The sequence below is a fragment of the Pseudomonas sp. PNPG3 genome (assembly GCF_023093815.1).
GTDB classification, from domain to species: Bacteria; Pseudomonadota; Gammaproteobacteria; order Pseudomonadales; family Pseudomonadaceae; genus Aquipseudomonas; species Aquipseudomonas asiatica.
Window position 1 is genome coordinate 12,031 of record NZ_JALLKV010000002.1, and the last position, 22,526, is coordinate 34,556.

General features: G+C 64.9%; 18 protein-coding genes. 7 read left to right on the forward strand and 11 right to left on the reverse strand.

The window, feature by feature from the left end; translation table 11 throughout:
* Window positions 1–18 precede the first annotated feature (18 nt).
* From MJ643_RS02210 to MJ643_RS02220, 3 genes are read right to left on the reverse strand one after another with little or no spacing between them, the layout of a single operon-like run.
* Window positions 19–1,362 (reverse strand): cytochrome c, encoded by a 1,344-nt coding sequence (locus MJ643_RS02210; protein ID WP_013973005.1) that lies wholly within the window; start codon window positions 1,360–1,362, stop codon window positions 19–21.
* A 17-nt stretch (window positions 1,363–1,379) separates the two neighbouring features.
* The gene (locus MJ643_RS02215) at window positions 1,380–3,629 is read right to left on the reverse strand and encodes a molybdopterin cofactor-binding domain-containing protein (protein WP_013973004.1); all 2,250 of its coding nucleotides are present in this window, start codon (window positions 3,627–3,629) and stop codon (window positions 1,380–1,382) included.
* Window positions 3,629–4,084, reverse strand: a complete 456-nt coding sequence (locus MJ643_RS02220) for a (2Fe-2S)-binding protein (protein WP_003259224.1) — start codon at window positions 4,082–4,084, stop codon at window positions 3,629–3,631. The genes MJ643_RS02215 and MJ643_RS02220 overlap by 1 nt, the downstream gene beginning before the upstream one ends.
* Window positions 4,085–4,473: 389 nt before the next feature.
* On the opposite strand from MJ643_RS02220, the gene MJ643_RS02225 reads away from it, so the two are divergent.
* Window positions 4,474–6,660 (forward strand): OsmC domain/YcaO domain-containing protein, encoded by a 2,187-nt coding sequence (locus MJ643_RS02225; RefSeq protein ID WP_013973003.1) that lies wholly within the window; start codon window positions 4,474–4,476, stop codon window positions 6,658–6,660.
* Between the two features lie 215 nt (window positions 6,661–6,875).
* Window positions 6,876–7,688 (forward strand): class I SAM-dependent methyltransferase, encoded by an 813-nt coding sequence (locus MJ643_RS02230; protein WP_044047080.1) that lies wholly within the window; start codon window positions 6,876–6,878, stop codon window positions 7,686–7,688.
* Window positions 7,689–7,705: 17 nt separating this feature from the next.
* Here the strand turns inward: MJ643_RS02230 and MJ643_RS02235 are convergent, their stop codons facing one another.
* Together MJ643_RS02235 and MJ643_RS02240 are read right to left on the reverse strand one after the other, a co-directional pair.
* Window positions 7,706–8,005, reverse strand: coding sequence for a hypothetical protein (locus MJ643_RS02235; RefSeq protein ID WP_003260568.1), 300 nt, complete (start codon window positions 8,003–8,005; stop codon window positions 7,706–7,708).
* Window positions 8,006–8,225: 220 nt separating this feature from the next.
* Entirely contained in the window at window positions 8,226–10,355 is a 2,130-nt protein-coding gene (locus tag MJ643_RS02240) for a TonB-dependent siderophore receptor (RefSeq protein WP_024087293.1), read from the reverse strand.
* A 228-nt stretch (window positions 10,356–10,583) separates the two neighbouring features.
* Here MJ643_RS02240 and MJ643_RS02245 point away from each other — a divergent pair, with 228 nt between their 5' ends.
* Together MJ643_RS02245 and MJ643_RS02250 are read left to right on the forward strand one after the other, a co-directional pair.
* Window positions 10,584–11,165, forward strand: coding sequence for a hypothetical protein (locus tag MJ643_RS02245; protein ID WP_013973000.1), 582 nt, complete (start codon window positions 10,584–10,586; stop codon window positions 11,163–11,165).
* Between the two features lie 456 nt (window positions 11,166–11,621).
* Window positions 11,622–12,140, forward strand: coding sequence for a DMT family transporter (locus MJ643_RS02250; RefSeq protein WP_039615271.1), 519 nt, complete (start codon window positions 11,622–11,624; stop codon window positions 12,138–12,140).
* Here MJ643_RS02250 and MJ643_RS02255 read toward each other — a convergent pair whose 3' ends face one another.
* Complete coding sequence (locus tag MJ643_RS02255) at window positions 12,141–13,049, reverse strand: LysR family transcriptional regulator (RefSeq protein ID WP_208209121.1); 909 nt, start codon at window positions 13,047–13,049, stop codon at window positions 12,141–12,143. It lies immediately after the preceding gene.
* 452 nt (window positions 13,050–13,501) lie between these two features.
* On the opposite strand from MJ643_RS02255, the gene MJ643_RS02260 reads away from it, so the two are divergent.
* Window positions 13,502–14,476, forward strand: coding sequence for a quinone oxidoreductase (locus tag MJ643_RS02260; protein ID WP_013972997.1), 975 nt, complete (start codon window positions 13,502–13,504; stop codon window positions 14,474–14,476).
* Between the two features lie 41 nt (window positions 14,477–14,517).
* Entirely contained in the window at window positions 14,518–15,417 is a 900-nt protein-coding gene (locus MJ643_RS02265; protein ID WP_038409774.1) for a LysR family transcriptional regulator, read from the forward strand.
* Between the two features lie 136 nt (window positions 15,418–15,553).
* Here the strand turns inward: MJ643_RS02265 and MJ643_RS02270 are convergent, their stop codons facing one another.
* Entirely contained in the window at window positions 15,554–15,883 is a 330-nt protein-coding gene (locus tag MJ643_RS02270) for a hypothetical protein (protein ID WP_247726590.1), read from the reverse strand.
* A 74-nt stretch (window positions 15,884–15,957) separates the two neighbouring features.
* Window positions 15,958–16,608, reverse strand: coding sequence for a DUF998 domain-containing protein (locus MJ643_RS02275; protein ID WP_031324318.1), 651 nt, complete (start codon window positions 16,606–16,608; stop codon window positions 15,958–15,960).
* A gap of 194 nt (window positions 16,609–16,802) precedes the next feature.
* Between MJ643_RS02275 and MJ643_RS02280 the strand changes: the two genes are divergently transcribed.
* Window positions 16,803–17,552 (forward strand): FadR/GntR family transcriptional regulator, encoded by a 750-nt coding sequence (locus tag MJ643_RS02280; RefSeq protein WP_013972994.1) that lies wholly within the window; start codon window positions 16,803–16,805, stop codon window positions 17,550–17,552.
* Window positions 17,553–17,725: 173 nt separating this feature from the next.
* Here MJ643_RS02280 and MJ643_RS02285 read toward each other — a convergent pair whose 3' ends face one another.
* The 3 genes from MJ643_RS02285 to MJ643_RS02295 all read right to left on the reverse strand — a co-directional run bounded on the left by MJ643_RS02285 (window position 17,726) and on the right by MJ643_RS02295 (window position 22,485).
* Window positions 17,726–19,306, reverse strand: a complete 1,581-nt coding sequence (locus tag MJ643_RS02285) for an aldehyde dehydrogenase (NADP(+)) (RefSeq protein WP_013972993.1) — start codon at window positions 19,304–19,306, stop codon at window positions 17,726–17,728.
* Between the two features lie 186 nt (window positions 19,307–19,492).
* The gene (gene garD / locus MJ643_RS02290) at window positions 19,493–21,046 is read right to left on the reverse strand and encodes a galactarate dehydratase (protein WP_013972992.1); all 1,554 of its coding nucleotides are present in this window, start codon (window positions 21,044–21,046) and stop codon (window positions 19,493–19,495) included.
* 77 nt (window positions 21,047–21,123) lie between these two features.
* Window positions 21,124–22,485 (reverse strand): MFS transporter, encoded by a 1,362-nt coding sequence (locus MJ643_RS02295; protein ID WP_015270698.1) that lies wholly within the window; start codon window positions 22,483–22,485, stop codon window positions 21,124–21,126.
* Between the last annotated feature and the right edge of the window lie 41 nt (window positions 22,486–22,526).

Genomic DNA, 22,526 nt, shown 5'->3' on the forward strand with positions numbered 1-22,526 from the left:
CCGGTACAGCCACCAAATTCATCGCATATGCAAAATGATCGGGCTACTGCTGGCCGGGTCGGTATGCCCACGCAACTTGCCCACCGCCTGCGCATTCACCGCGCCACCATTGTTCCCCCAGGCACTGCGCACGAAACCCAGCACATCAGCAATTTCCTGGTCACTCAGTTGCTCACGGAAGGCCGGCATGCGATAGGCATCGGGCAACCCGGCCGTCACCACCCGCTGCGAACCATTGAGGGTGATGTTGATCGCCGAGGCGTCTTCCTTGGCCAGTGCTGAAGTAGCGCCGGCCAAAGGCGGCATCCATTCGGGCTGGCCCTTGCCGTCCAGGCCGTGGCACGACGCACAGCGGGTTACATAGGTATGCGCCCCAGGGCTGTCGAGCCGCGCCGCCGTCGTTTCGGCCTGGTATTGCCACGGCGCACCGTCGCGTTGCGGGTCGCCGGGCAGCGACTTCAGGTAGCGGGCGATGGCGGCCAGGTCGTCGTCACTCATGAACTGCGTGGAGTTGTTGAAGGCCTCGGTCATCGAGCCGAATACCACCGCATGCCGGTTGCGCCCGGTCTTGAGGAACTGCGCGATCTCGGCTTCGCTCCAGCGCCCCAGCCCGGTGTTGGGGTCGGCACGCAAGCTCGGTGCATACCAGCCATCGAGCAGGGCACCAGCGAGGAACGGCTTGCCGCTGTCATCCAGGGCCTTTTCGTTGAAGGCCAGGCCGCGCGGCGTATGGCAGCTGCCACAGTGGCCAGGGCCCTGGACGATGTAGGCGCCGCGGTTCCACTGGGCATCCTGCCCGGCCTGGTTGGTGTAGGGCGTGGTGGCGGCGAACACGCCGTTCCACAAGGCGATGGGCCAACGCAGGTTCAGCGGCCAGGGAATGTCGCTGGCCAGGTTGGCCTGTTGCACCGGTTGCACGCCGTGCATGAAGAAGGCGTACAGCGCCTTTACATCGTCATCGCTGAGCTTGGCGTAGGACGGGTAGGGCATGGCCGGGTACAGCCGCCGGCCACCGGGTGCGACGCCCTGGCGCACGGCACGGTCGAAGTCGGCCAGGCTGTAGCCACCGATGCCGGTGTCGCGGTCGGGGGTGATGTTGGTGGCGTGGATCGCCCCCAGCGGGGTGGCCATTTCCAGCCCGCCGGCGAACGGTTTGCCGTCCGGCAGGCTGTGGCAGGCCACGCAGTCGCTGAGGCGGGCCACGTACTCGCCACGGCTGACCAGCGCCGGGTCGGCAGTGGTGGCCTGCGCATCGGCGAATGGCGAGGCGGGCTCGCGGGTGACGTACCAGGCCAGCAGGCCTGCCGCGACCAGGCACGGCAGCGCCAGCCAGCCAGCGGTTCTTGCGAAACGATGGGTCATGGGGCGTCCTTGTGTGCTCAGCTGAAGGTATGGCGGCTCAATGGCAGGCTGCGCACGCGCTGGCCGGTCAGCTGCGCGACTGCGTTGGCTACCGCCGGTGCCACCGCGGGCAACGGTGGCTCGCCGATGCCGCCCATCTTCGCCCCGCTTTCGACAATGCGCACATGCACCCTGGCCATGCGCGACGGCGGCAGGATCGGGTACAGGTCGTAGTTGCGCGCGCGCGGCTTGCCATCCACGTACACCGCTTCTTCCAGCAGTGTCTGCGACAGGCCCAGGGCGACGGCGCCGTTGACCTGATGCTCGATGATCGCCGGGTTGACGATGCTGCCCGGGTCGATGGCCTGCCAGATGTCGTGCACTTTGACCTGGCCGTTCTCGATCGATACCTCGGCAATGACCGCTGCCTCCGAGCCGAACGGCGAGGCCATGGCCACGCCACGCGCCCGCTTGCTGCCGTCCTCGGCGGTGAACGGCCCGCGCTTCCAGCCGCCGGAAAGCTCGGCGACGGCCTGCAGCAGGTTGGTCAGGCGCGGGTTGTCGCGCAGCAGGTGCAGGCGCAGTTCGAACGGGTCCTTGCCGCCTTTGTCGGCCAGTTCGTCGAGGAACGACTCATAGAAGAAGTCATTCAGCGAGTTGCCCACCGAGCGCCAGTAGCCGAGCATGGCCGGGCCTTTCACGTAGATCTGCGCGATACGCTTGTTGGCGATGGCGTAGGACTTGCCCGACAGGCCTTCGAGCGCGGTCGGGTCGAGCTTTTCGCCTTGCTTGCCTGCGAGGGCCTCGGTCGGGCCTTCGGTGGCGCTCACGGCTTCGAGGGCCACCGGCAGGCCGTCGGCATCCAGCCCGGCACGGAATTTCACCACGGCGACCGGGCGCAGCACATCGCGGAGGAATTCTTCCTCGCGGCTCCAAATGAGTTTCACCGGCCGGCCGACCGCCTTGGCCAAGGCAATGGCCTGTGGGTAGGGGTTGGCCGAGTCGTACAGGAAGTGGCGGCCAAAGAAACCGCCCAGCAACGGCGAATGCAGGGTGATCTGTGCCGGGGCCAGGCCGGTGCGCTTGGCAATGTCGTCACGGAACATGTCCGGCGCCTGGTTGGGCAGCCATACCTCCAGGGTGCCGTCCGGGTTGAAGCGCGCCAGTGCCGACGGCGGCTCCAGCTGGGCGTGGTTGAGGTACTGGTTATGGTAGGTTGCCTCGACCCGGGTCTTGGCACTGGCCAGCATGCCGGCCACGTCGCCCTGGTTTTCGTCGTCGCGCGCCGGGCCCGTGACCGTGGCCAGGTGCTCGCGCCAGCCATCGCTGGAGAAGTCGGCCGGCATCGGCCGTACCGGGCTGTCAGCCGCAGGCTCCTTCCAGTCAACCTGGATGGCCTCGACCGCGCGCTTGGCATGCCACCAGCGTTCGGCTACCACGGCCACGGCGCCCGGCAGCTGATGCACCGAATGCACGCCCTTCATGGCCTTGACCTGGTCTTCGTTGCGCAGGCTGCCGACGGTCATGCCCAGGCGTGGCGCGTGCTGCACGGCAGCGTGGAGCATGCCGTCGACCTTGATGTCGATGCTGTACACCGCCTTGCCGGTGGACTTGTCGTAGGCATCCAGGCGACGTACCGGCTTGCCGATCCAGCGAAACTGGCTGGGGTCGCGCAGCTTGACGCTGGCCGGGTCCGGCACCGGCAGGTCCATGGCCCGCCCGGCCAGTTCTCCGTAGGGGATGGAGCGGCCAGTCGTGGTATGTACCACGTGACCCGGCGTGGTGGAGAGTTCTTCGACCGGCACGCCCAGCTGCTCGGCACCCGCCTGCAGCAGCATGGCCCGGGCGAGGGCGCCCAGGCGGCGCATGGTCGGGTAGCTCATGCGCACCGACATGCTGCCGCCGGTGATGCGCATACCGTTTTCCATCACTACATAGGCTTCGCCGGGCGGCGCGCTGTCGACCACGAAATTGGCCGGGTCGACGTCCAGCTCTTCACCAACGATCTGCGCCATGGCGGTGAAGGGGCCTTGGCCACCTTCCATGAACGGGCTGAGCAGGCGCACTTTGCCGTCCGGGCGGATCTCCAGAAACGCCGGCACCTGGGTGCCGCGCTCCGGGGTTGCTGCGGCAGCTGCCTGCACGCGGGCCGAGCCCATGGGCAGGCCGAAACCCAGCACCAGGGCACCGACAGCCGTGCCGGCAAGAAAGCGCCGACGCGACAGGTTGACGGTTTCGCCCAGTTGCAGCTTGAGCAGTTCGGCGGGGGAATCGACTGGTGTGTTCATCAGGCCTTCTCCCCTTGGGCCAGCTCATGCACGGCAGCATGGATGGCGTTGTAGGTGCCGCAGCGGCACAGGTTGACCATGGCTGCCTCGATCTGTGCGTCACTGGGCTTGGGCGTGTGCTTGAGCAGAGCCGTGGCGGCCATTACCTGGCCGGACTGGCAGTAGCCGCACTGGGCCACCTGGTGCTCGACCCAGGCCGCGACCACCCGTTTGCCGACGGCATCGGCCTCGATCGCCTCGATGGTGGTCACCTCGCGCCCGACCACACCGGCCACCGGGGTGACGCAGGCGCGCACCACGTTGCCGTCCACCAGCACCGAACAGGCGCCGCACTGGGCCAGGCCGCAGCCATACTTGGTGCCGGTCAGCCCCAGGTCATCGCGGATCACCCATAGCAGGGGCGTGTCGGCGTCTGCCTCGACCTGGTAGGTCTTCTGGTTGATGCGTAGTTCCATGGTTCACCTGCCCGTCAACGGTTGCTGTCGCTTGGTTTCTTGTGATCGGGGAATACGGTGCTCCCCAGTGCAGAAACGCTAGCACAGCGGGGTGACCGCCGGTCTGCTGACGGGGGCAGGTTCAGAGGATCAGGCAAGCAATTCGGTGAAATGCGCAAGCGGCGATGTGCGCTATCGCCTGTAGGAGCGGCCTTGTGTCGCGATGGGGCGCGCAGCGGCCCCAGGATCTTGGCAGCATGCAGTATTGTAAGGGGCCGCTTTGCGGCCCATCGCGACACAAGGCCGCTCCTACAAGAAAGCGCATTTGGAGGTGAGGAGGACTTCCGCAACGAAAACCCGGATAATGTCGGCCAATTTCGTTTTGCACGTTTAAATCACGGTAATCCCGCATGGAAATCAAGGTCAATTTTCTCGACAATCTCCGTCTCGAAGCCAAGTTCGACGACTTCACGGTGATCGCCGACCAACCGATCCGCTACAAGGGTGATGGCTCGGCCCCGGGGCCGTTCGACTATTTCCTGGCGTCTTCGGCCTTGTGCGCGGCTTACTTCGTCAAGCTGTACTGCCAGACCCGCGACATTCCCACCGAAAACATTCGCCTGTCGCAGAACAACATCGTCGACCCGGAAAACCGCTACAACCAGGTCTTCAAGATCCAGGTCGAGCTGCCCGAGGACATTTCCGAGAAGGACCGCCAGGGCATCCTGCGCTCGATCGACCGCTGCACGGTGAAGAAGGTGGTGCAGACCGGCCCCGAGTTCGTGATCGAAGTGGTCGACAACCTCGATGCCGATGCCCAGGGCTTGCTGATGCCGGTGGCGGACACCAGCACCTACATCCCCGGCAAGGACCTGCCGCTGGAACAGACCATCGCCAACATGTCGGGCATCCTCGCCGGGCTGGGGATGAAGATCGAGATCGCCTCGTGGCGCAACATCGTGCCTAACGTGTGGTCGCTGCATGTGCGCGACGCCCAGTCGCCGATGTGCTTCACCAATGGCAAGGGCGCGACCAAGGAGGCCGCGCTGGCCTCGGCGCTGGGTGAGTTCATCGAGCGGCTGAACTGCAACTTCTTCTATAACGACCAGTTCTGGGGCGAGGACCTGGCCAACGCGCCGTTCGTGCACTACCCGAACGAGCAGTGGTTCAAACCCGGCCCGCGCGATGCGCTGCCGGCTGAGATCCTCGACGAGCACTGCCTGGCAATCTACAACCCGGACGGCGAGCTGCGTGGCTCGCACCTGTACGACACCAACTCGGGCAACACCGCGCGCGGCATCTGCTCGTTGCCGTTCGTGCGCCAGTCCGACCAGCAGGTGGTGTACTTCCCGTCCAACCTGATCGAGAACCTGTTCCTCAGCAACGGCATGAGCGCCGGCAACACCCTGGCCGAGGCGCAGGTGCAGTGCCTGTCGGAAATCTTCGAGCGCGCCGTGAAGCGCGAAATCCTCGAAGGCGAGCTGTGCCTGCCGGATGTGCCGCAGGAGGTACTGGCCAAGTACCCGGCCATCGTCGCCGGCATCCAGGGCCTGGAAGAGCAGGGCTTCCCGGTGCTGGTCAAGGATGCGTCGCTGGGCGGTGAGTTCCCGGTGATGTGCGTGACCTTGATGAACCCGCGCACCGGCGGCGTATTCGCTTCGTTCGGCGCCCACCCGAGCTTGGAAGTGGCGCTGGAGCGCAGCCTCACCGAACTGCTGCAGGGCCGCAGCTTCGAAGGCTTGAATGACCTGCCGCAACCGACCTTCGAAAGCCACGCGCTGACCGAGCCGAACAACTTCGTCGAGCACTTCATCGACTCCAGCGGTGTGGTGTCGTGGCGCTTCTTCAGTGCCAAGGCCGACTTCGAGTTCGTCGAGTGGGACTTTTCCGGCCACGGCGAGGATTCCAACGTGCAGGAGGCCGCAACCCTGTTCGGTATCCTCGAGGACCTGGGTAAGGAAGTGTACATGGCGGTGTACGACAACCTTGGCGCCACCGCCTGCCGCATCCTGGTGCCGGGTTACTCGGAGATCTACCCGGTCGAGGACCTGATCTGGGACAACACCAACCGCGCCTTGTCGTTCCGCGCCGACATCCTCAACCTGCACAGCCTGGACAACCGTTCCCTCAAGCTGCTGCTCAAGCGCCTGGACAACTGCGATGTGGATGACTACACCACCATCACCACGCTGATCGGCGTGGAGTTCGACGAGAACACGGTGTGGGGCCAGCTGACCATTCTCGAGTTGAAGCTGCTGATCTGCCTGGCGGTACAGCGCTTCGAGGATGCCAAGGAATTGGTGGAGGCGTTCCTGCAGTTCAATGACAACACCGTCGAGCGCGGCCTGTTCTACCAGGCGCTGAACGTGGTGCTGGAAGTGCTGCTGGACGACGAACTGGAAATGGACGATTACGAAGCCAACTTCCGCCGCATGTTCGGTAACCCGCGCATGGACGCGGTGCTGGGTTCGGTGGACGGCAGCGTGCGCTTCCATGGCCTGACCCCGACCAGCATGAAGCTCGAAGGCCTCGATCGCCACCTGCGCCTGATCGAAAGCTACAAGAAGCTGCACGCGGCCCGGGCCAAGTTCGCCTGACTCCTGTAGGAGCGGCCTTGCGGCCCATCGCGACACAAGGCCGCTCCTACAGCGACGTCGATCGCCTTCATATATCGGTTTCAAATAAACGCTATCCCCAATCTGTCTTGCCGCTTCGCCTGCCAGGCGCGTAGCGTTTTGCTCCCATCCCCTCGATCCATGGCGCGTTGACCGCCAGAAGGACCTCGGCCGCGCACAACAAGAAGGCGCAGACCATGAGCACCCCTTTGGATACCAATGCCCTCAAAGCCCGTCAGCAAGCCGCGTGGGCAAGTGGCGACTACGCGGTAATCGGCACCACGCTGCAACTGGTTGGCGAGCGCCTGGCCGAAGCCTGTGACCTGCGCTGGGACGAACAGGTGCTGGATGTCGCCGCCGGCAACGGCAATGCCACCCTGGCTGCTGCCCGGCTCGGCTGCCGTGTCACCTCCACCGACTATGTGCCCGAGCTGCTCAAGCGCGGTGAAGAACGCGCGCGGGCCGAGCACCTCAATGTGGTGTTCCAGGTCGCCGATGCCGAAGCGCTGCCGTTTGCCGATGGCACCTTCGATGCCGTGCTGTCCACTTTCGGCGTGATGTTCGCCCCCGACCAGGCTCAGGCCGCACGCGAACTGAGCCGGGTGTGCCGGCCCGGTGGCCGGATCGGTCTGGCCAACTGGACCCCGCAAGGGTTCGTCGGGCAAATGTTCAAGACCCTCGGGCGGCATGTACCGCCACCAGCCGGGGCTCTGCCGCCTTCACGCTGGGGTGATGAAGAACAGTTGCGCGTGATGTTCGAGGGGGCGCTGGGCGAATTGAAGGTCAGCCGCCAGCACTTCAACTTCCGCTATCGCTCGGCGGCGCATTTCATCGAGGTGTTTCGCACCTGGTACGGGCCGGTGCACAAAGCGTTTGCCTCGCTGGAGCCGGAAGCGGCCGGGGCGCTGGAGCGGGATCTGACCCAGTTGCTGAATGAAAGCAATGTGGGCGGCGCGTCGTCGTTGGTGGTGCCGAGTGAGTACCTTGAAGTGGTGATCATTCGAGGTTGAGCCCACGGGCCAAGCGCTCAGTTCTTGCACTTGGCCATCACCACCTGGCAAGTCTTCGGTGTGCCTCCTGACCGGCTTGCATAACGCACGCAGTTGTTCAGCGATTTCTGCCGGGCAATGCTCAGCGTATTGCCCCACGCGAGACCGCCTTCGCCGGTGGTGGGCACGGCCTTGGCGAAGCAGTTGGAGCCCGTTGCCGGTGTCGCGTACCTGGCCTTGCTGGCTTTGCTGGAGCAACCGGCGGTGAGTGCCAGGCTGAAGGCGAGCAGGGTGGTCAGCGCCCAGGAGGTGGAGGGGCGAATCGGTTTACTGCTCATATGCTCTCCTTACCGAGGCGCAGGACTCTGCGATCGCAAGCAAGGTGCTGCCCCTGTGGGAGTGGGTTTACCGAGGCGTCGAAGCGCCGCGAACACTGGCAAGGCCGGTGCCATACACTGCACAGGATATTGCATTCAAGCGAAGCGGTGAACGCTTGCGTTGTATCAGAAGCAGCGCAAGGCCTCGAACCATGGCAAGGCCTTGCGCCTGGGGCAACGATCAGAACCGGTAGTTGAAGCTGGCTTCCAGCGTGCGCGGTGCACCCGGGGTGATCAGGTCAACCGAACCGTGCGCGGAGGCATAGTAGTCGCGGTCGAACACGTTCTTGAGGCGCAGCGCGGCATCCCACTGCGGCACGCTGTACAGCAGCGCGGCGTCGAAGGTGGTGTAGCCCGGCATCACCACCACGTTGTCGAGTGCGGTGTAGCGCTCGTCGACGTAGTTGGCGCCGGCGGCCACGCGCCATTCCGGGGTCAGCGTGCGCACCAGCCAGACGTTGGCGCTGTTACGCGGCGTCAGGGTAGGAGTCTGGCCTTCGTTGGCCACGCCATTGGTCTTGCTGTTGGACTTGGTGATCTCGGCATCCAGGTAGGCGTAGCCGGCGTAGATCTGCCACTTGTCCGTGAGCTGCCCGCTGACGGTGGCTTCGAAACCGTCGGTGCGCTGTTCGCCGGCCAGCACAGTCAGGTTGGGGTTGGCCGGGTCGGCGGTCTTCATGTTGGTGCGCTCGAGGCGGAATACCGCTGCGGTCACCGACAGGCGGCTGTCGAGCAGGTCCCACTTGGCGCCGATTTCGTAGTTGGTGGTTTCTTCCGGCTCCAGATGCTGGTTGGTCGGGCTGACCGCGAACACTTCGCCCGAAGGCTGGTAACTGCGGCTGACCGACACATAGTAGGACTGGATGTTATCCGGCTGGTACACCAGGCCGGCACGTGGGCTCCAGGTCTTGTCGGTACGGTCGAGGTCGACGTTCTGCGCGCGGTCGTCGTCGTACTCCTGGCCGAAGATGTCATAACGCACACCGACCAGGGCCTTCCAGTGCTCGTTCAGCTCGATCATGTCCTGCACATACAGGCCGGCGGTCTGCTGGAAGTTGGTGCCCTTGGACGACAGGTTGGCGGCGTGCTCCGGCACCGGCACCAGGGCGTCGCGGTACACCGGCACCTGGGCCACGTTGTTCTGGCTCAGCACCCGCTGGTGCTTGTCCTGGAAGCCCACTTCCACGCCATACAGCAGGTTGTGCTGCATGCCGGCAAGCTGCGCCTGTTGCTTGAGTTCGGTCTGGTTGAACATGCCGTACTCGTCGCGGGCGACGTTGCCACGGTTGAGCTTGACCAGCAGTTCGCCGTCAGGCGCGGTGACGAAGCGCGTCGGGCTGCTGTCGGCCAAGGTGTTGTTGCGGTCCAGGTCGTAGCGGTAGTACCGGCTGGTGTTGGTCAGGGTGAAGTCGTCGTTGATGCGGTAGTCCAGGCTGGCAGTCAGCGAGAACACTTCGCTGCGGGCGTAGTCCTGGTCGGCATCGCCGGAGCCGAAGCGCTTGTCGCGGTCCACATCTACCGGGCGGTTGCCCAGCGCCGGGATGCCGAAGTCGATCAGGCGCTTGTCGTACAGGTAGGTGGCGCCCAGGTTCAGTTCCAGGTCGTCGGAGAGGCGGAAGTAGGCCGATGGCGCGATGGCCTTGCGGTCGATATAGCCATCGTCGCGGAAGGTGTCGCTGTCTTCGAAGGCGCCGGTCACGCGGTAGGCCTGGTTGCTTTGCGGGTCGGCCCAGCCGGTGTCGAACTGGGTGCGGCGCTTGCCTTCGCTGTCGAAGCTCATGCCGACTTCGCGCTTGGGCGTGAAGCTCGGCTTCTTGCTGATGCTGTTGATCAGGCCGCCCGAAGAGCCGCGGCCATACAGCACGGCGGCAGGGCCCTTGATCACCTCGACCCGCTCGATGTTGGACAGGTCGCGGAAGTACAGCGCGTCGTCGCGCACGCCGTCGATGTACATGTCGCCAATGGCGCTGAAGCCGCGAATGGTCACCTGGTCACGCTGGCCGTCGCCGTTGGACAGGCCGACGCCGGGCACGTTCTTCAGCACGTCTTCCATAGACTGCGCACCCTGGTCCTTGATCACGCTTTCGGGCACGACGTTGACGGTTTGCGGGATGTCGCGCAGCGGGGCGTCGATCTTCATGGCGCTGCGGCTTTCGCTGGCCTTGTAGCTTTGCTGCTCGTAGGCGCTGGTGACCGCAGTGGCGGGCAAGGCGAGGGAACCCTGCGATTCAGATTGGACCGCGTGAACAGCAGGTACAACCAGAATGCCCAGCACGGAAATGGATGCTGGGACAACAGACTTTTTTGCCATTACAGGTGACTCTTTGTTGTATTTGAAGGTCACGAATAGTAATGATTTGCAAATGTAAAGCAAGTGTAAAGAGTTCGTATTTGCTATTGCAAGAATGCAGCTGGCAGAAAAAGCGACAAAACGCGTCGTGAGGGGGAAGGGCCGGCAATGTGTCAGGCAAGGGCTATGCTTGTTGGCGCGTGAACATTTCACGTCCCTACCCGGTCTCGATTACATGGAAGCAGGCCTATGAATCCAATTCGCTCTCTCGCTCGTGCCATTGCCGTTGCCACCCTGGCGTCTGCCTTCAGCTTCACGGTGCAGGCTGCCGGTATTCCCATTGGTAGCGAGGCGCTGGAAAGCCACGTCACCACGCAGGTCACGGCCATCGACCTGGCTAACCGACAGGTCACGGTGAAAGGCCCTGACGCCAAGAAGGATGTGACCTTCCAGCTCACTGAAAAGGCCAAGGCGCTGCCCAACCTCAAGGTGGGTGACCAAGTCGACATCTACGTGACCCGTGCAGTGGCCTATGTGCTGAATCCCGAGGTGGGCGGTGCACCGAAGGCGACTGAAGAGTCCGGTACCATTCGCGCCACCGCAGACAACCCCAACCCGGGCGGCGAGGCGTTCCGCCAGGTCAGGGTGACCTCGCAGATCAAGAAGATCGACCTCAAGACGCATGAAGTGAGCCTGTTGCCGCCGGAGGGCAAGCTGCAGGTGGTCAAGGTCGAGAACCCTGACCTGCAGGCACGCATGAAGAACCTCAAGGTCGGCCAGACGGTCGACGCGATCTACACCGAAGTGCTGCGCGTCGAAACCTCGCGCTGACCATTCATTGGGGCAGGCTGTGGGTTGCCCGCCTATGGGATCGCCTTGCATTGATGCCCTTTCAGCTAATCGATGGGGGCCGCTGTGCGGCCCATCGCCGGCAAGCCAGCTCCCATAGAACTGCACATAACTCATTGAATTAGCAGGGACTTTGTGGGAGCGGCTTTAGCCGCGAACACCGGCGCAGCCGGTGCCATGCACCGCGTTGGATTCTCGCGGCTAAAGCCGCTCCCACAGAGATCGCGCCAACTTTTAGAATTTGAGCAAGACAGTTGCTCTCATAGGTACGGCTCAGGCTTCAGGACTGCGCGGTACCTATGGGCGCTGGCTTGCCGGTAATGGGCTGCGTGATCGTGTATCCATGTGGTGAATAAAGTACGTGCACACTTTCGATTTCCATGGATGAAGGGAATTTCCCGATCATCGCCTGAACATCTGTCACGAATGAGGACTGCCATGTTCAGCAAGACCTTGTGCCTTCTGGTGCTTCCCTTTGCCCTGGCGTTGCTTGCCGGTGCCGTGCTGCCGTTCCAGGCTGCGGGTAATGCCGCCGTCGGCCGGGCTCTGGGGCATTGGTTATGGGGCGCGTTCACGTCATTGACGGTAAGTTCGCTGGTAGTGATTTTCGCGCTGCTGATCCTCAGGGTACCGGCGCCGGACATGGGCAAGGCCTTGCAGGGGCCCTGGTGGCTGTGGGTTGGTGGTGTGCTGGGGGCGCTGTATGTGGCCGGTGCTGCTGCGCTCACCCCCCGGCTTGGGGCGGCGGGGTTCCTGGTGCTGGTGGTGGCGGGGCAGATCATCACGGCGGTGGTCGCAGACCACTTCGGGGTGATGGGGTTGGGGGGCAAGCCGCTCAACCTGGCCAGGTTGGCAGGTGTGGTGCTGATCCTCTGCGGCGTGCTGCTGGTGCAGGGCACCTGGGCAGCAGGCACGCCGGCCAGTGCCACTGCCGTGGAGAAACAGTCGGAAGGCTGATCAGCGCCCCGGCTGGCTGCACGCCCACACGGTTTCCCGCAGCCAGCGATGCCCGGGGTCGTCGTCCTTGCGGCTATGCCAGGCTTGCTGGTAATCGAACGAAGGAATCGCCAGTGGCGGCTCGAACTGGCGCAATGTCTCGTGCTGGTGCAGCGAGCCCACCGCGCGGCTGGCCACGGTGAGGATCAGGTCGGTGCCGGCCAGCACCTCGACCGCCGCACTCCAATGCGGCAAGGCCAGGGCAATCCGCCGACGCAGGCCTTGCGCGGCCAGGGCGCGTTCGATTTCATCGAAGGCATCCGGGTGCATGGCCATCAGCACATGCGGGCGGGCCAGCCAGTCGTCCAGGGCCAGGCCGCCGCTGGCCGGTAGCACCTGGCGGTCGGCAACGCTGATGAAGCTGTCGGTGAACAGCGGCTGCGCCGTGATGGCCTGGGGCAGGTCCGGGAAGATGCCCAAGGCCAGGTCCAGTTCACCATCGAGCAACTGGGCCAGCATGGTTTCGCGGCTGGCCTGGCTGATGGCCAGGTCCACCCCGGGCGCGACCTGGCGCAGGTGGCGCAGCAGGGGTGGCAGGATGATCCGCGAGGAATAGTCGGACAGCGAGAGCCTGAAGCGACGCTGGGCCTTGGCCGGTTCGAACTGTGGGGCGGCCAGCAGGCCGTTGAGGTTGCCCAGGGCGTCGTGCAGCGGTTTGGCCAGCGATTGGGCGCGGGCGGTCAAGGTCATGCTGCCGTTCTGGCGCACCAGCAAGGGGTCGTCGAAGTGCTTGCGCAACTGCGCCAGGGCGTGGCTTACCGCCGGTTGGCTGCGGTGCAGGCGCAGGGCGGCGCGGGTGACGTGCTTTTCGCTCAGCAGGGCGTGCAGGGCGAGCAGCAGGTTGAGGTCGATCTTGCGTAGTTCATCCATGGTGCGAATGGTCTTGGTTGTGTCTGGCAGTTTTGATCAGCTTAACAAATGCCCAAGGCTGTCGAGGCCCCAGGATTTCGGCATCATGGCTGACATTGTCGGGGCCGCGGTGCGGCCCATCGCGACACAAGACCGCTCCTACAGGGACCGTGTCATTCGTTGGGGTTATATTCCCCACCCGTTTCACTGTTATCCGAGTATTCCGATGGGTCTTTCCGCAACCGCAACACCCGAGCCGCGTCGCCTGGGCGCCCCTATGGCTGCAACCTGATCGGCGTGCGCCTGCGTCCGCTGTACTTTGCCGGCGAGCGTCGGCCTGTAGCGCTGACCGGGTGCTGAGGCACTGAGCGAACTGCTGCAAGGGGTGCAGAAATCATCTGCATCCTGCCTAATTGTTCAACATTCCTCGCCTGATTAGCCTGCCTCGAACCCCCATCCAACAGGATTCGATCATGGCTACCCGCATCGTTCTCAACAGCACCGGCACTGCCGATGTCATGCAGCTTGAACACTTGCAAGCACAAGCCCCAGGGCCCGGCCAGGTCTGGCTGGAACAGACGGCCATGGGTGTCAACCCGCTCGACCTGTTGCAGCGCAAGGGCGGTGCCCCACTGGACTTGCCTTCCGGGCTGGGGCTGGAAGGGGCTGGGCGGGTCGCTGCCGTCGGCGAAGGGGTACATGACGTGCAGGTGGGCGACCGGGTCGCCTATGCCATGGGCCCGGTTGGCGGTTACGCCAGCGGCCGCCTGTACCCGGCCGAGCGCCTGATCAAGCTGCCGCCGCAGCTGGATGACCAGGCCGCTGCCGCCGTGCTGTTCAAGGGCATCACGGCGCAGTACCTGCTGAAGACCACCTATGCCGTGGGCCCGGGTAGCCAAGTGTTGTTGTACGGTGCCGCCGGTGCCTTGGGCCAGCTGATGGCGCCTTGGGCGCGGCACCTGGGGGCGACGGTGATCGGCGTGGTATCACGCCCGCAGAGTGTGGCAAGGGCGCAGGCAGCAGGTTGCCACCATGTGCTGGTGTTCGACGCGGCAACCTTGGCCGGCCAGGTCCGCGAGCTGACCCAGGGCCAGGGCGTGGACGTGGCCTATGACTGTGTCGGCAAGGTGTCGCTGCAAGCCTCGCTGGACAGCCTGCGGGTGCGTGGCTTGCTGGTGTCGTTCGGCGGCACCTCCGGCGCGCCGGCGGCCATCGAGGTTGCCATGCTCAACGCCAAGGGCTCGCTGTACCTGACCCGGCCCTCGCTGGCAGCACACACCCGCACGGTCGACGAGTACCAGCAGCGCGCCGCCGATGTGCTGGCGGCGGTCGCCGAGGGTATCATCCAGCCTCGGGTCTGGCGTGCCTACCCGCTGGCCGACGCGGCCAGGGCCCACGGGGACCTGGAGCAAGGGCAGTCGGAGGGCGCGCTGGTCCTTACTGCCTGATACCCGACTTCCACCTCTACTGCCTTGTGCCGAGCCTTGCCATGGATGCCTTCGACAGCCGCCGCGCCGATGAACTTGCCACCTTGCTGGCGCTGCACGAGCAGGGCTCGTTTGCCGCTGCCGGGCGGCAGCTGGAGCGCCACCCCACGGTGCTGTCGAAGCGCCTGGGCATTCGCCTGGTGGAGCGCAGCACGCGGCAACTGCGCTTTACCGATGAAGGCGAGCGGCTGGTGGCCAAGGTGCGCGAGGCCAACCGGCTGATCGCCGAGGCCGAACAGGAAGCGGCCGAGGGGGCGGCGACGGTACGTGGGCGCCTGCGCCTGGCATTGCCGGCAGCCATGGGCCGGCGCTGGTTGAGCGGGATGCTGGCCGATTTCGTGCTGGCCTACCCGCAGGTGATGGTGGAGGCCGAGTATGCCGATCGTTTCGTCGACCTGATCGGCGAGGGTTTCGACGCTGCCATCCGCATTGGCGAGCTGGCTGACAACCGCCTGGTGGCCAGGAAGCTGTGCGATCACCTGCGCATCCTGTGTGCGTCGCCCGAGTACCTGGCCCGGCATGGCGCACCCGTGCAGCCGGAGGATCTTGCCGGGCATGACTGCTTGGGTTTCAGTGGTTTGCGAAGCTTCCCCGAATGGCGACTGATGAGTGGCGGGCAGCAGGTGAGTGTCAAGGTTGCCGGCAGCCTGCGCAGCAATGACAACGAAGCCCTGCTGGAGGCGGCGCGGCGTGGCGTTGGCATCCTGGCGGGAGGGGACTGGCTGATGGGCGAGGACCTCGCCGCCGGGCGCTTGGTGCGGGTGCTGCCGCAATGGCAGCTGGATGTGGCGGCAGGCATTTACCTGGTACGGCCGACCGCGCGCCTCAACACTGCCGCCCTGGTGGCTTTCAAGGCGTGGCTGGAAGCACGCTTCGAGGCCGGCGCACCGTGGCGGCTATAGAATTGCACATAATCAATTGAATTAGCAGGGACCCTGTGGGAGCGGCTTTAGCCGCGAACACCGGCATAGCCGGTGCCATGCACCGCGATGGATTCTTCGCGGCTAAAGCCGCTCCCACAGGGTACGCGGGCAATCGTTATCGCCTTGCTACCGCTTGTTGCACGCACTGCTCGTAATAGGTCTGCTTGATCGCTGCAGGCTTTAGCCGCGAGCGGCTGTTGTAGGTCTGTTCGGTAATGCCGAAGGCGGTCATGCGCATCCACGGTTTGGGGAATTTGCGCGCCTGCAGCTTCTTGCGCGTGGCATACAGGGTTACCCCGGAAAGCTTGGCCTGCTGCGCCTCGGCGGCTATCTGCGCGCCCCAACCGCAAGTGTGGCGATCGTTCTGGCTCAGCGCCCGTGCCTGGGCGCCGAAAGCGAGCGTGGCTAGCAGGCAGCCGGCCATCGTTGCTAGAAGTACTCGCATGTTGCTGTCCTAAGCATCTGAAGGAAAACGAAGTTTGCCTTCACAAGCAGTTACCGGGGGCCAGCAAATTGCCGTCAGGTTGTTGCCATCCGCAACGGGCTGGCGCGGTGTGTGCGCAGGCTGGTCCAGGCCAGGCTGGCGACCCAGATCACCGATACGCCGTAGTTCAGGCGCTGGTACAGGCCGAACCATTGGCCGCTTTGCGCTGCCTTGCCCATGAGTACGACGGTCACGATCGCCAGCACCACGCAAGCCAGGGAAAACAGCCCCAGTGCCCTGGAGCCGGCAATGCGATTGCCCAACCAGGCCCACAGTGCGCTTGCAAGGGTCAGCGAAAGGAACATCAGCAAGCCGGACAGGTTGTGTAGCTGCTGTGAAGGGGAAGGCTGCGCCGGAGCGCAACCTTGGTCGCAAGGAAACCAGCCGGTACCCAGGCTGCCCAGACCATGAAACAGCACCAGCGCCGCACTCAGCAATGCCAGCTTCGAACCACGCCAGCGCCGCGCCAGGCCCCAGGCAAACAGGGTGAACAGCATGGCAAGGGGGAAGTTGTTGACCAACGGCGACCAGTTCTGGGTCGGCGAACCGACGGCGCCGAGCTGGCTCATGGCCTGTTGCAGGTGGTCGTAGCCGGGGTAGGCCAGGGCGGTGAACCATACGCCTGCCAGCAGCCAGAAGGGGATCAACAGGCCACTGGCTAGCAACAAGCGGTCGAGGGGTTTCATGCGGTGTTTTCCTTCCATGGATGAGCGTAAAACCGCACAGTACAGCGTTGCAACTGCGAGGCGCCAGCATTCCAGTGTTTCGTTCAGGGCTGCGTGTCGCCTGCGGACGCCGAGAAATACCGCACTGCGTGTATGTGATCGTACAACTGCTTGCGCTATGATGAGCGCTGTCTTTCAAGGTGAAATACAGGGCAATGACAGAGCAGCAGGTACAGGCAAAGACCCGGCGCAAGCCGCGCAGTCTGGCCCAGGAACTGGTCACGGTGCTGACCGAGCGCATTCGCAGCGGCCAGCTCAAGCGCGGCGACAAGCTGCCGACCGAATCGCAGATCATGGCCGAAGAGGGTGTCAGCCGCACGGTGGTGCGTGAAGCGATCTCGCGGCTGCAGGCTGCCGGGCAGGTCGAGACCCGCCACGGCATCGGTACCTTCGTGCTGGACGCGCCAGCCACGGGTGGTTTCCGTATCGACCCGGCGACCGTGGTCACCCTGCGCGAAGTGTTGGCGGTGCTGGAGTTGCGCATTGCCCTGGAGATCGAATCGGCGGGCTTGGCGGCGCAGCGGCGCAGCGATGAAGAGCTGACCGGCATGCGTGCGGCGCTGGACGAACTCAACGAAGGGGCTGCCCACGCCACGGATGCGGTGTCGGCGGATTTCCAGTTCCACCTGCGCATTGCCCAGGCCAGCGGCAACCACTACTTCGCCGACATCATCAACCACCTGGGCACCAGCATCATCCCGCGTACCCGGTTGAACTCGGCGCGGCTGGCCCATGATGACCAGGCGCACTACATGAGCCGGCTGATGCATGAGCACGAGGCGATCTACGAAGCCATCGCCCGGCGTGATAGCGAAGGGGCGAAGATGGCCATGCGCATGCACCTGAGCAACAGCCGCGAGCGCTTGCGCCAGGCGCATGCAGAGGCCGAGGCGCAGGGGGCCTGAGGCTTCTCTGTTGCCTGACCTGGCCTCTTCGCGGGTAAACCCGCTCCCACAAGGTTATCCATTACCTGTAAGTACGGCGCGGTCCCTGTAGGAGCGGGTTTACCCGCGAAGAGGCCGGTACAGCCAAAAGAAAAGCCCCGCCATCCGCGGGGCTTTCTGGTTTCAAGGGGCGATCAGATCGCGCCCTCACTCCACTGGCCATTCACCAGCCGGCGCAGCCCAAGCGGGTTGCCGTCGCGCAGTGCCTCAGGCAACAGCGCCTGCGGGTAGTTCTGGTAGCACACCGGGCGCAGGAAGCGGTCGATGGCCAGGGTGCCGACCGATGTGCCGCGCGCATCCGACGTGGCCGGGTAAGGCCCGCCGTGCACCATCGCATCACACACCTCGACACCGGTCGGGTAGCCGTTGACCAGGATCCGCCCGACCTTCTCTTCCAGCAGGGGGACCAGCCAGGCGAAGGCCTGCAGGTCTTCCGGCTCGCCAATCAGGGTCGCGGTCAGCTGGCCGCGCAGGCCGAGCAGGGCGGCGCGCAACTGATCGTTGTCCTGCACTTCCACGGCAACAGTGGTCGGGCCGAACACTTCTTCCTGCAGTAGCGGGTCAGACGCCACCAGCAGGCGGGCATCGGCCTTGAACAGTTGGGCGCGCGCCTGGCTGCCTGCCTGCGCCTGGCCGGCCAGGTGCTCGATACCGGCATGGGCGTGCAGGTGCTCCAGGCCACCGACGTAGCTGCGCAGGCCACCTGCGTTGAGCATGGTCTGGCCGGCTTGCTGGCTCAGGTGCTGGCCAAGCTCGGCCAGCAGTTGGCTGTACTGCGGCGACTGCAGGCCGATCACCAGGCCCGGGTTGGTGCAGAACTGGCCTGCGCCCAGGCTCACCGAACCGGCCAGTTCTCGGGCGATGGCTTCGCCACGCTTGGCCAGGGCGCCCGGCAGGATGATGACCGGGTTGATACTGGACATCTCGGCGAACACCGGGATCGGCTGCGGGCGCTCGGCGGCCATGCGGCACAGGGCGTCACCGCCTTTCAGCGAGCCGGTAAAGCCGACCGCCTGGATGGCCGGGTGCTTGACCAGCCACTCGCCGACGCCGCCACCGAACACCATGTTGAACACGCCCTTGGGCATGCCGGTGCGCTCGGCGGCGCGCTGGATGGCACAGCCAACCAGGTCGGCGGTGGCCATGTGGCCGCTGTGGGCCTTGAACACCACCGGGCAACCGGCGGCCAGGGCCGCAGCGGTATCGCCACCGGCGGTGGAGAAGGCCAGCGGGAAGTTGCTGGCGCCGAACACGGCGACCGGGCCGACGCCGATGCGCATCTGGCGCAGGTCCACGCGTGGCAGGGGCTGGCGCTCGGGCAGGGCCAGGTCGATGCGCGCACCGAGGAAGTCACCACGGCGCAGCACCTGGGCGAACAGGCGCATCTGGCCGCTGGTGCGGCCGCGCTCGCCCTGGATACGGGCGGGGGGCAGGGCGGTTTCACGGCAGACGATGGCGACGAAGGCGTCGTCCAGTTCGTCCAGCTCGGCGGCGATGGCGTCGAGGAATTCGGCGCGCCGCGCCGGGGCCAGCTGGCGGAATTCGGCGAAAGCGGCGGCCGCGGCCTTGGCGGCCTGGTCCACTTCGCTTTCGGTGGCTTGGGCGAAGCTGTAGGGCAGGGCCTCGCCGGTGCTGGCGTCCAGGCTCTGCAGGCGCTGCGGGCCAGCGGCGCTGCGCTGGCCGGCGATGAAGTTGTGGCCGAGGATTTCAGGCATGGGGTGCTCCTGTAGAGAGTAGTGAATGAAGAGAACGTGCTTGAGGCGTTTGCTCGGACCCTGTGGGAGCGGGTTCACCCGCGAAGCAGGCAACTCGGTGTATGGCACCGGCATTGCCGGTGTTCGCGGGTGAACCCGCTCCCACAGGGACCGCGTTGCAATATTGAGTCGGGCAAGCCCTTGGCATCAGGTAATCGGTGCCGGGTTGAAGAGGGTGATGTCGTTGTGCAGGCGATGCTGTTCGGCCCAGGTCTGCTTGCGGCCGCTGGCCACGTCCAGGTAGTAGTGGAACAGCTCCCAGCCCAGCTCCTCGATGGTCGAGCGGCCGCTGGCGATGCGCCCGGCGTCGATGTCGATCAGGTCGGGCCAGCGTTGGGCCAGCTCGCTGCGGGTGCATACCTTGACCACCGGCGCCATGGCCAGGCCGTACGGGGTGCCGCGGCCAGTGGTGAACACATGCAGGTTCATCCCGGCAGCCAGTTGCAGGGTGCCGCAGACAAAGTCGCTGGCCGGGGTGGCGCAGAAGATCAGGCCTTTGCGGTTGACCCGCTCGCCCGGGCCGAGCACGCCCTGGATGGCGCCGCTACCGGACTTGACGATCGACCCCAGCGACTTCTCGACGATATTCGACAGGCCGCCTTTCTTGTTGCCCGGCGTGGTGTTGGCGCTGCGGTCGGCGGCGCCTTGCTGCAGGTAGCGGTCGTACCAGTCCATTTCGCGCACCAGGGCGTCTGCGACCTCCTGGTTTTCCGCCCGCGAGGTGAGCATGTAGATGGCGTCACGCACTTCGGTCACCTCCGAGAACAGCACGGTGGCGCCGGCGCGTACCAGCAGGTCGGCGGCGTAGCCCAGCGCCGGGTTGGCGGTGATGCCCGAAAAGGCATCGCTGCCTCCGCACTGCATACCCAGGATCAGTTCGCTGGCCGGCACGCTTTCGCGGCGGCGCTGGTCGAGTTTCTTCAGGCGGGTCTCGGCCAGTTGCATGATCTGTTCGATCATTTCCACAAAGCCCAGGCTGGCGTCCTGCAGGCGGTACAGCCACGGGTCGCTGAGGTCCACCGACGGGTCGTTGTCGTGCATCACCTGGCCGGCCTGCAGCTTTTCGCAGCCCAGGCTGATGACCAGGGCCTCACCGCCCAGGTTGGGGTTGCGCGCCAGGTTGCGCACCGTGCGGATCGGGATGTAGGCATCGCGCGCGTTGATCGCCACCCCGCAGCCGTAGCTGTGGGTGATCGCCACCACGTCATCGACATTGGGGTACTTGGGCAGCAACTCGCTGCGAATGCGCTTTACCGCATGCTCCAGCACGCCGGCCACGCACTGCACGGTGGTGGTGATGCCGAGGATGTTGCGGGTGCCGACGGTGCCGTCGGCGTTGCGGTAGCCTTCGAAGGTGAAGCCTTCGAGCGGCGGCAGCGGCTGCGGGACGGCGTCGCAGCGTGGCAGGCTGTCCAGCTCCGGCGCGGCCGGCATGGCCAGTTGGCTTTCCTGCACCCAGCTGCCCTGGCGCAGGTCTTCCAGCGCGTAGCCGATGATCTGCCCGTAGCGGCGCACCGGTTCGCCCTTGGCGATGGCTACGGTGGCTACCTTGTGGCTCTGTGGCACGCCCTCGACCAGGGTCAGGCCGTCGGCGAAGCGGGCGCCTTCGCCCAGGCCGCCATCATTGACCACCACCACGACATTGTCATCGTCGTGCAGGCGGACGTAGCGGGGCGAGTCGGAATGTTCGATCAACTGCATGTTCGGGCCCTACTTGTCAGGTTCTCAGGCTTTTGTACATCCGCCCGCGGCGGGGTGGCCGCCGCGGGCGTGTTCACTCAGTGGCGCGAGCCGGCCAGTTCGCTGCCGGCCGCTGGCTCGGCGTCAGGCTTTGGGCTTTCACGCAGCTCGATGCGCTTGATCGGGCCGACGATCACCAGGTAGCTGAACACCGCCACCAGGGCGTTGGCGCCGACGTACACCAAGGCCCACTTGAACGAACCCGTGGCGCTGATGATGTAGCCGATCACGATTGGCGTGGTGATCGAGGCGATGTTGCCGAAGGTGTTGAACAGCCCGCCCGACAGCCCGGCGATCTGTTTCGGCGAGGTGTCGGCGACCACCGCCCAGCCCAGCGCGCCGATGCCTTTGCCGAAGAACGCCAGGGTCATGAAGCCGACCACCATCCACTCGGCGTCGACGTAGTTGCAGAACACCATGGTGGTCGACAGCAGCAGGCCGCAGACGATCGGCAGCTTGCGCGAGAAGGTCAGCGAGTTGCCGCGGCGCAGCAGCCAGTCGGAGATCACCCCGCCCAGCACACCACCGATGAAGCCGCAGACCGCCGGCAGCGAGGCGATGAAGCCGGCCTTGAGGATGGTCATGCCGCGCTCCTGTACCAGGTACACCGGGAACCAGGTGAGGAAGAAGTAGGTGATGGCGTTGATGCAGTACTGGCCCAGGTACACGCCCAGCAGCATGCGGCTGGTCAGCAGTTGCTTGATGTAGCCCCATTTCGGGCCGTCGTTGCCGCGCTTCTGGTCCATGTCCACCAGCCCGCCATTCTGCTCGATGTGTTCGAGTTCACCTGGGCTGATACGTGGGTGTTGGCGCGGGTTGTAGATGGTCTTCAGCCACACCATGGAGAACACGATGCCCAGTGCGCCCATCACCACGAACACGTGCTCCCAGCCGAAGCTGAACACGATCCAGCCCATGATCGGTGCGAACAATGCGGTGGCGAAGTACTGCGCCGAGTTGAAGATGGCCGAGGCGGTGCCGCGTTCCTGGGTCGGGAACCAGGCCGCGACGATGCGCGCATTGCCGGGGAACGACGGGGCTTCGGCAAAACCGACCAAAAAGCGCAGGGTGAACAGCGTCACCACCGCCCAGGCCACCGGCAGGCCACCGACAAAGCCCTGCAACAAGGTGAACAGTGACCAGGTGAAGATGCTGAAGGCGTAGACGTTCTTGGAACCGAAGCGGTCGAGCAGCCAGCCACCAGGAATCTGGCCAGCCACGTATGCCCATCCGAAGGCGGAGAAGATGTAGCCGAGGGTCACGGCATCGATGCCGAGGTCTTTCTGCAGGCTGGACCCCGCGATGGCAATGGTGGCGCGGTCAGCGTAGTTGATCGTGGTCACCAGGAACAGCATGAACAGGATCAGGTAGCGCACATGCGTCTTCTTCGTCGCTTGCATGCTGGTAGTACTCCCACTAGTTATTTTTGTGCGGGCTCACG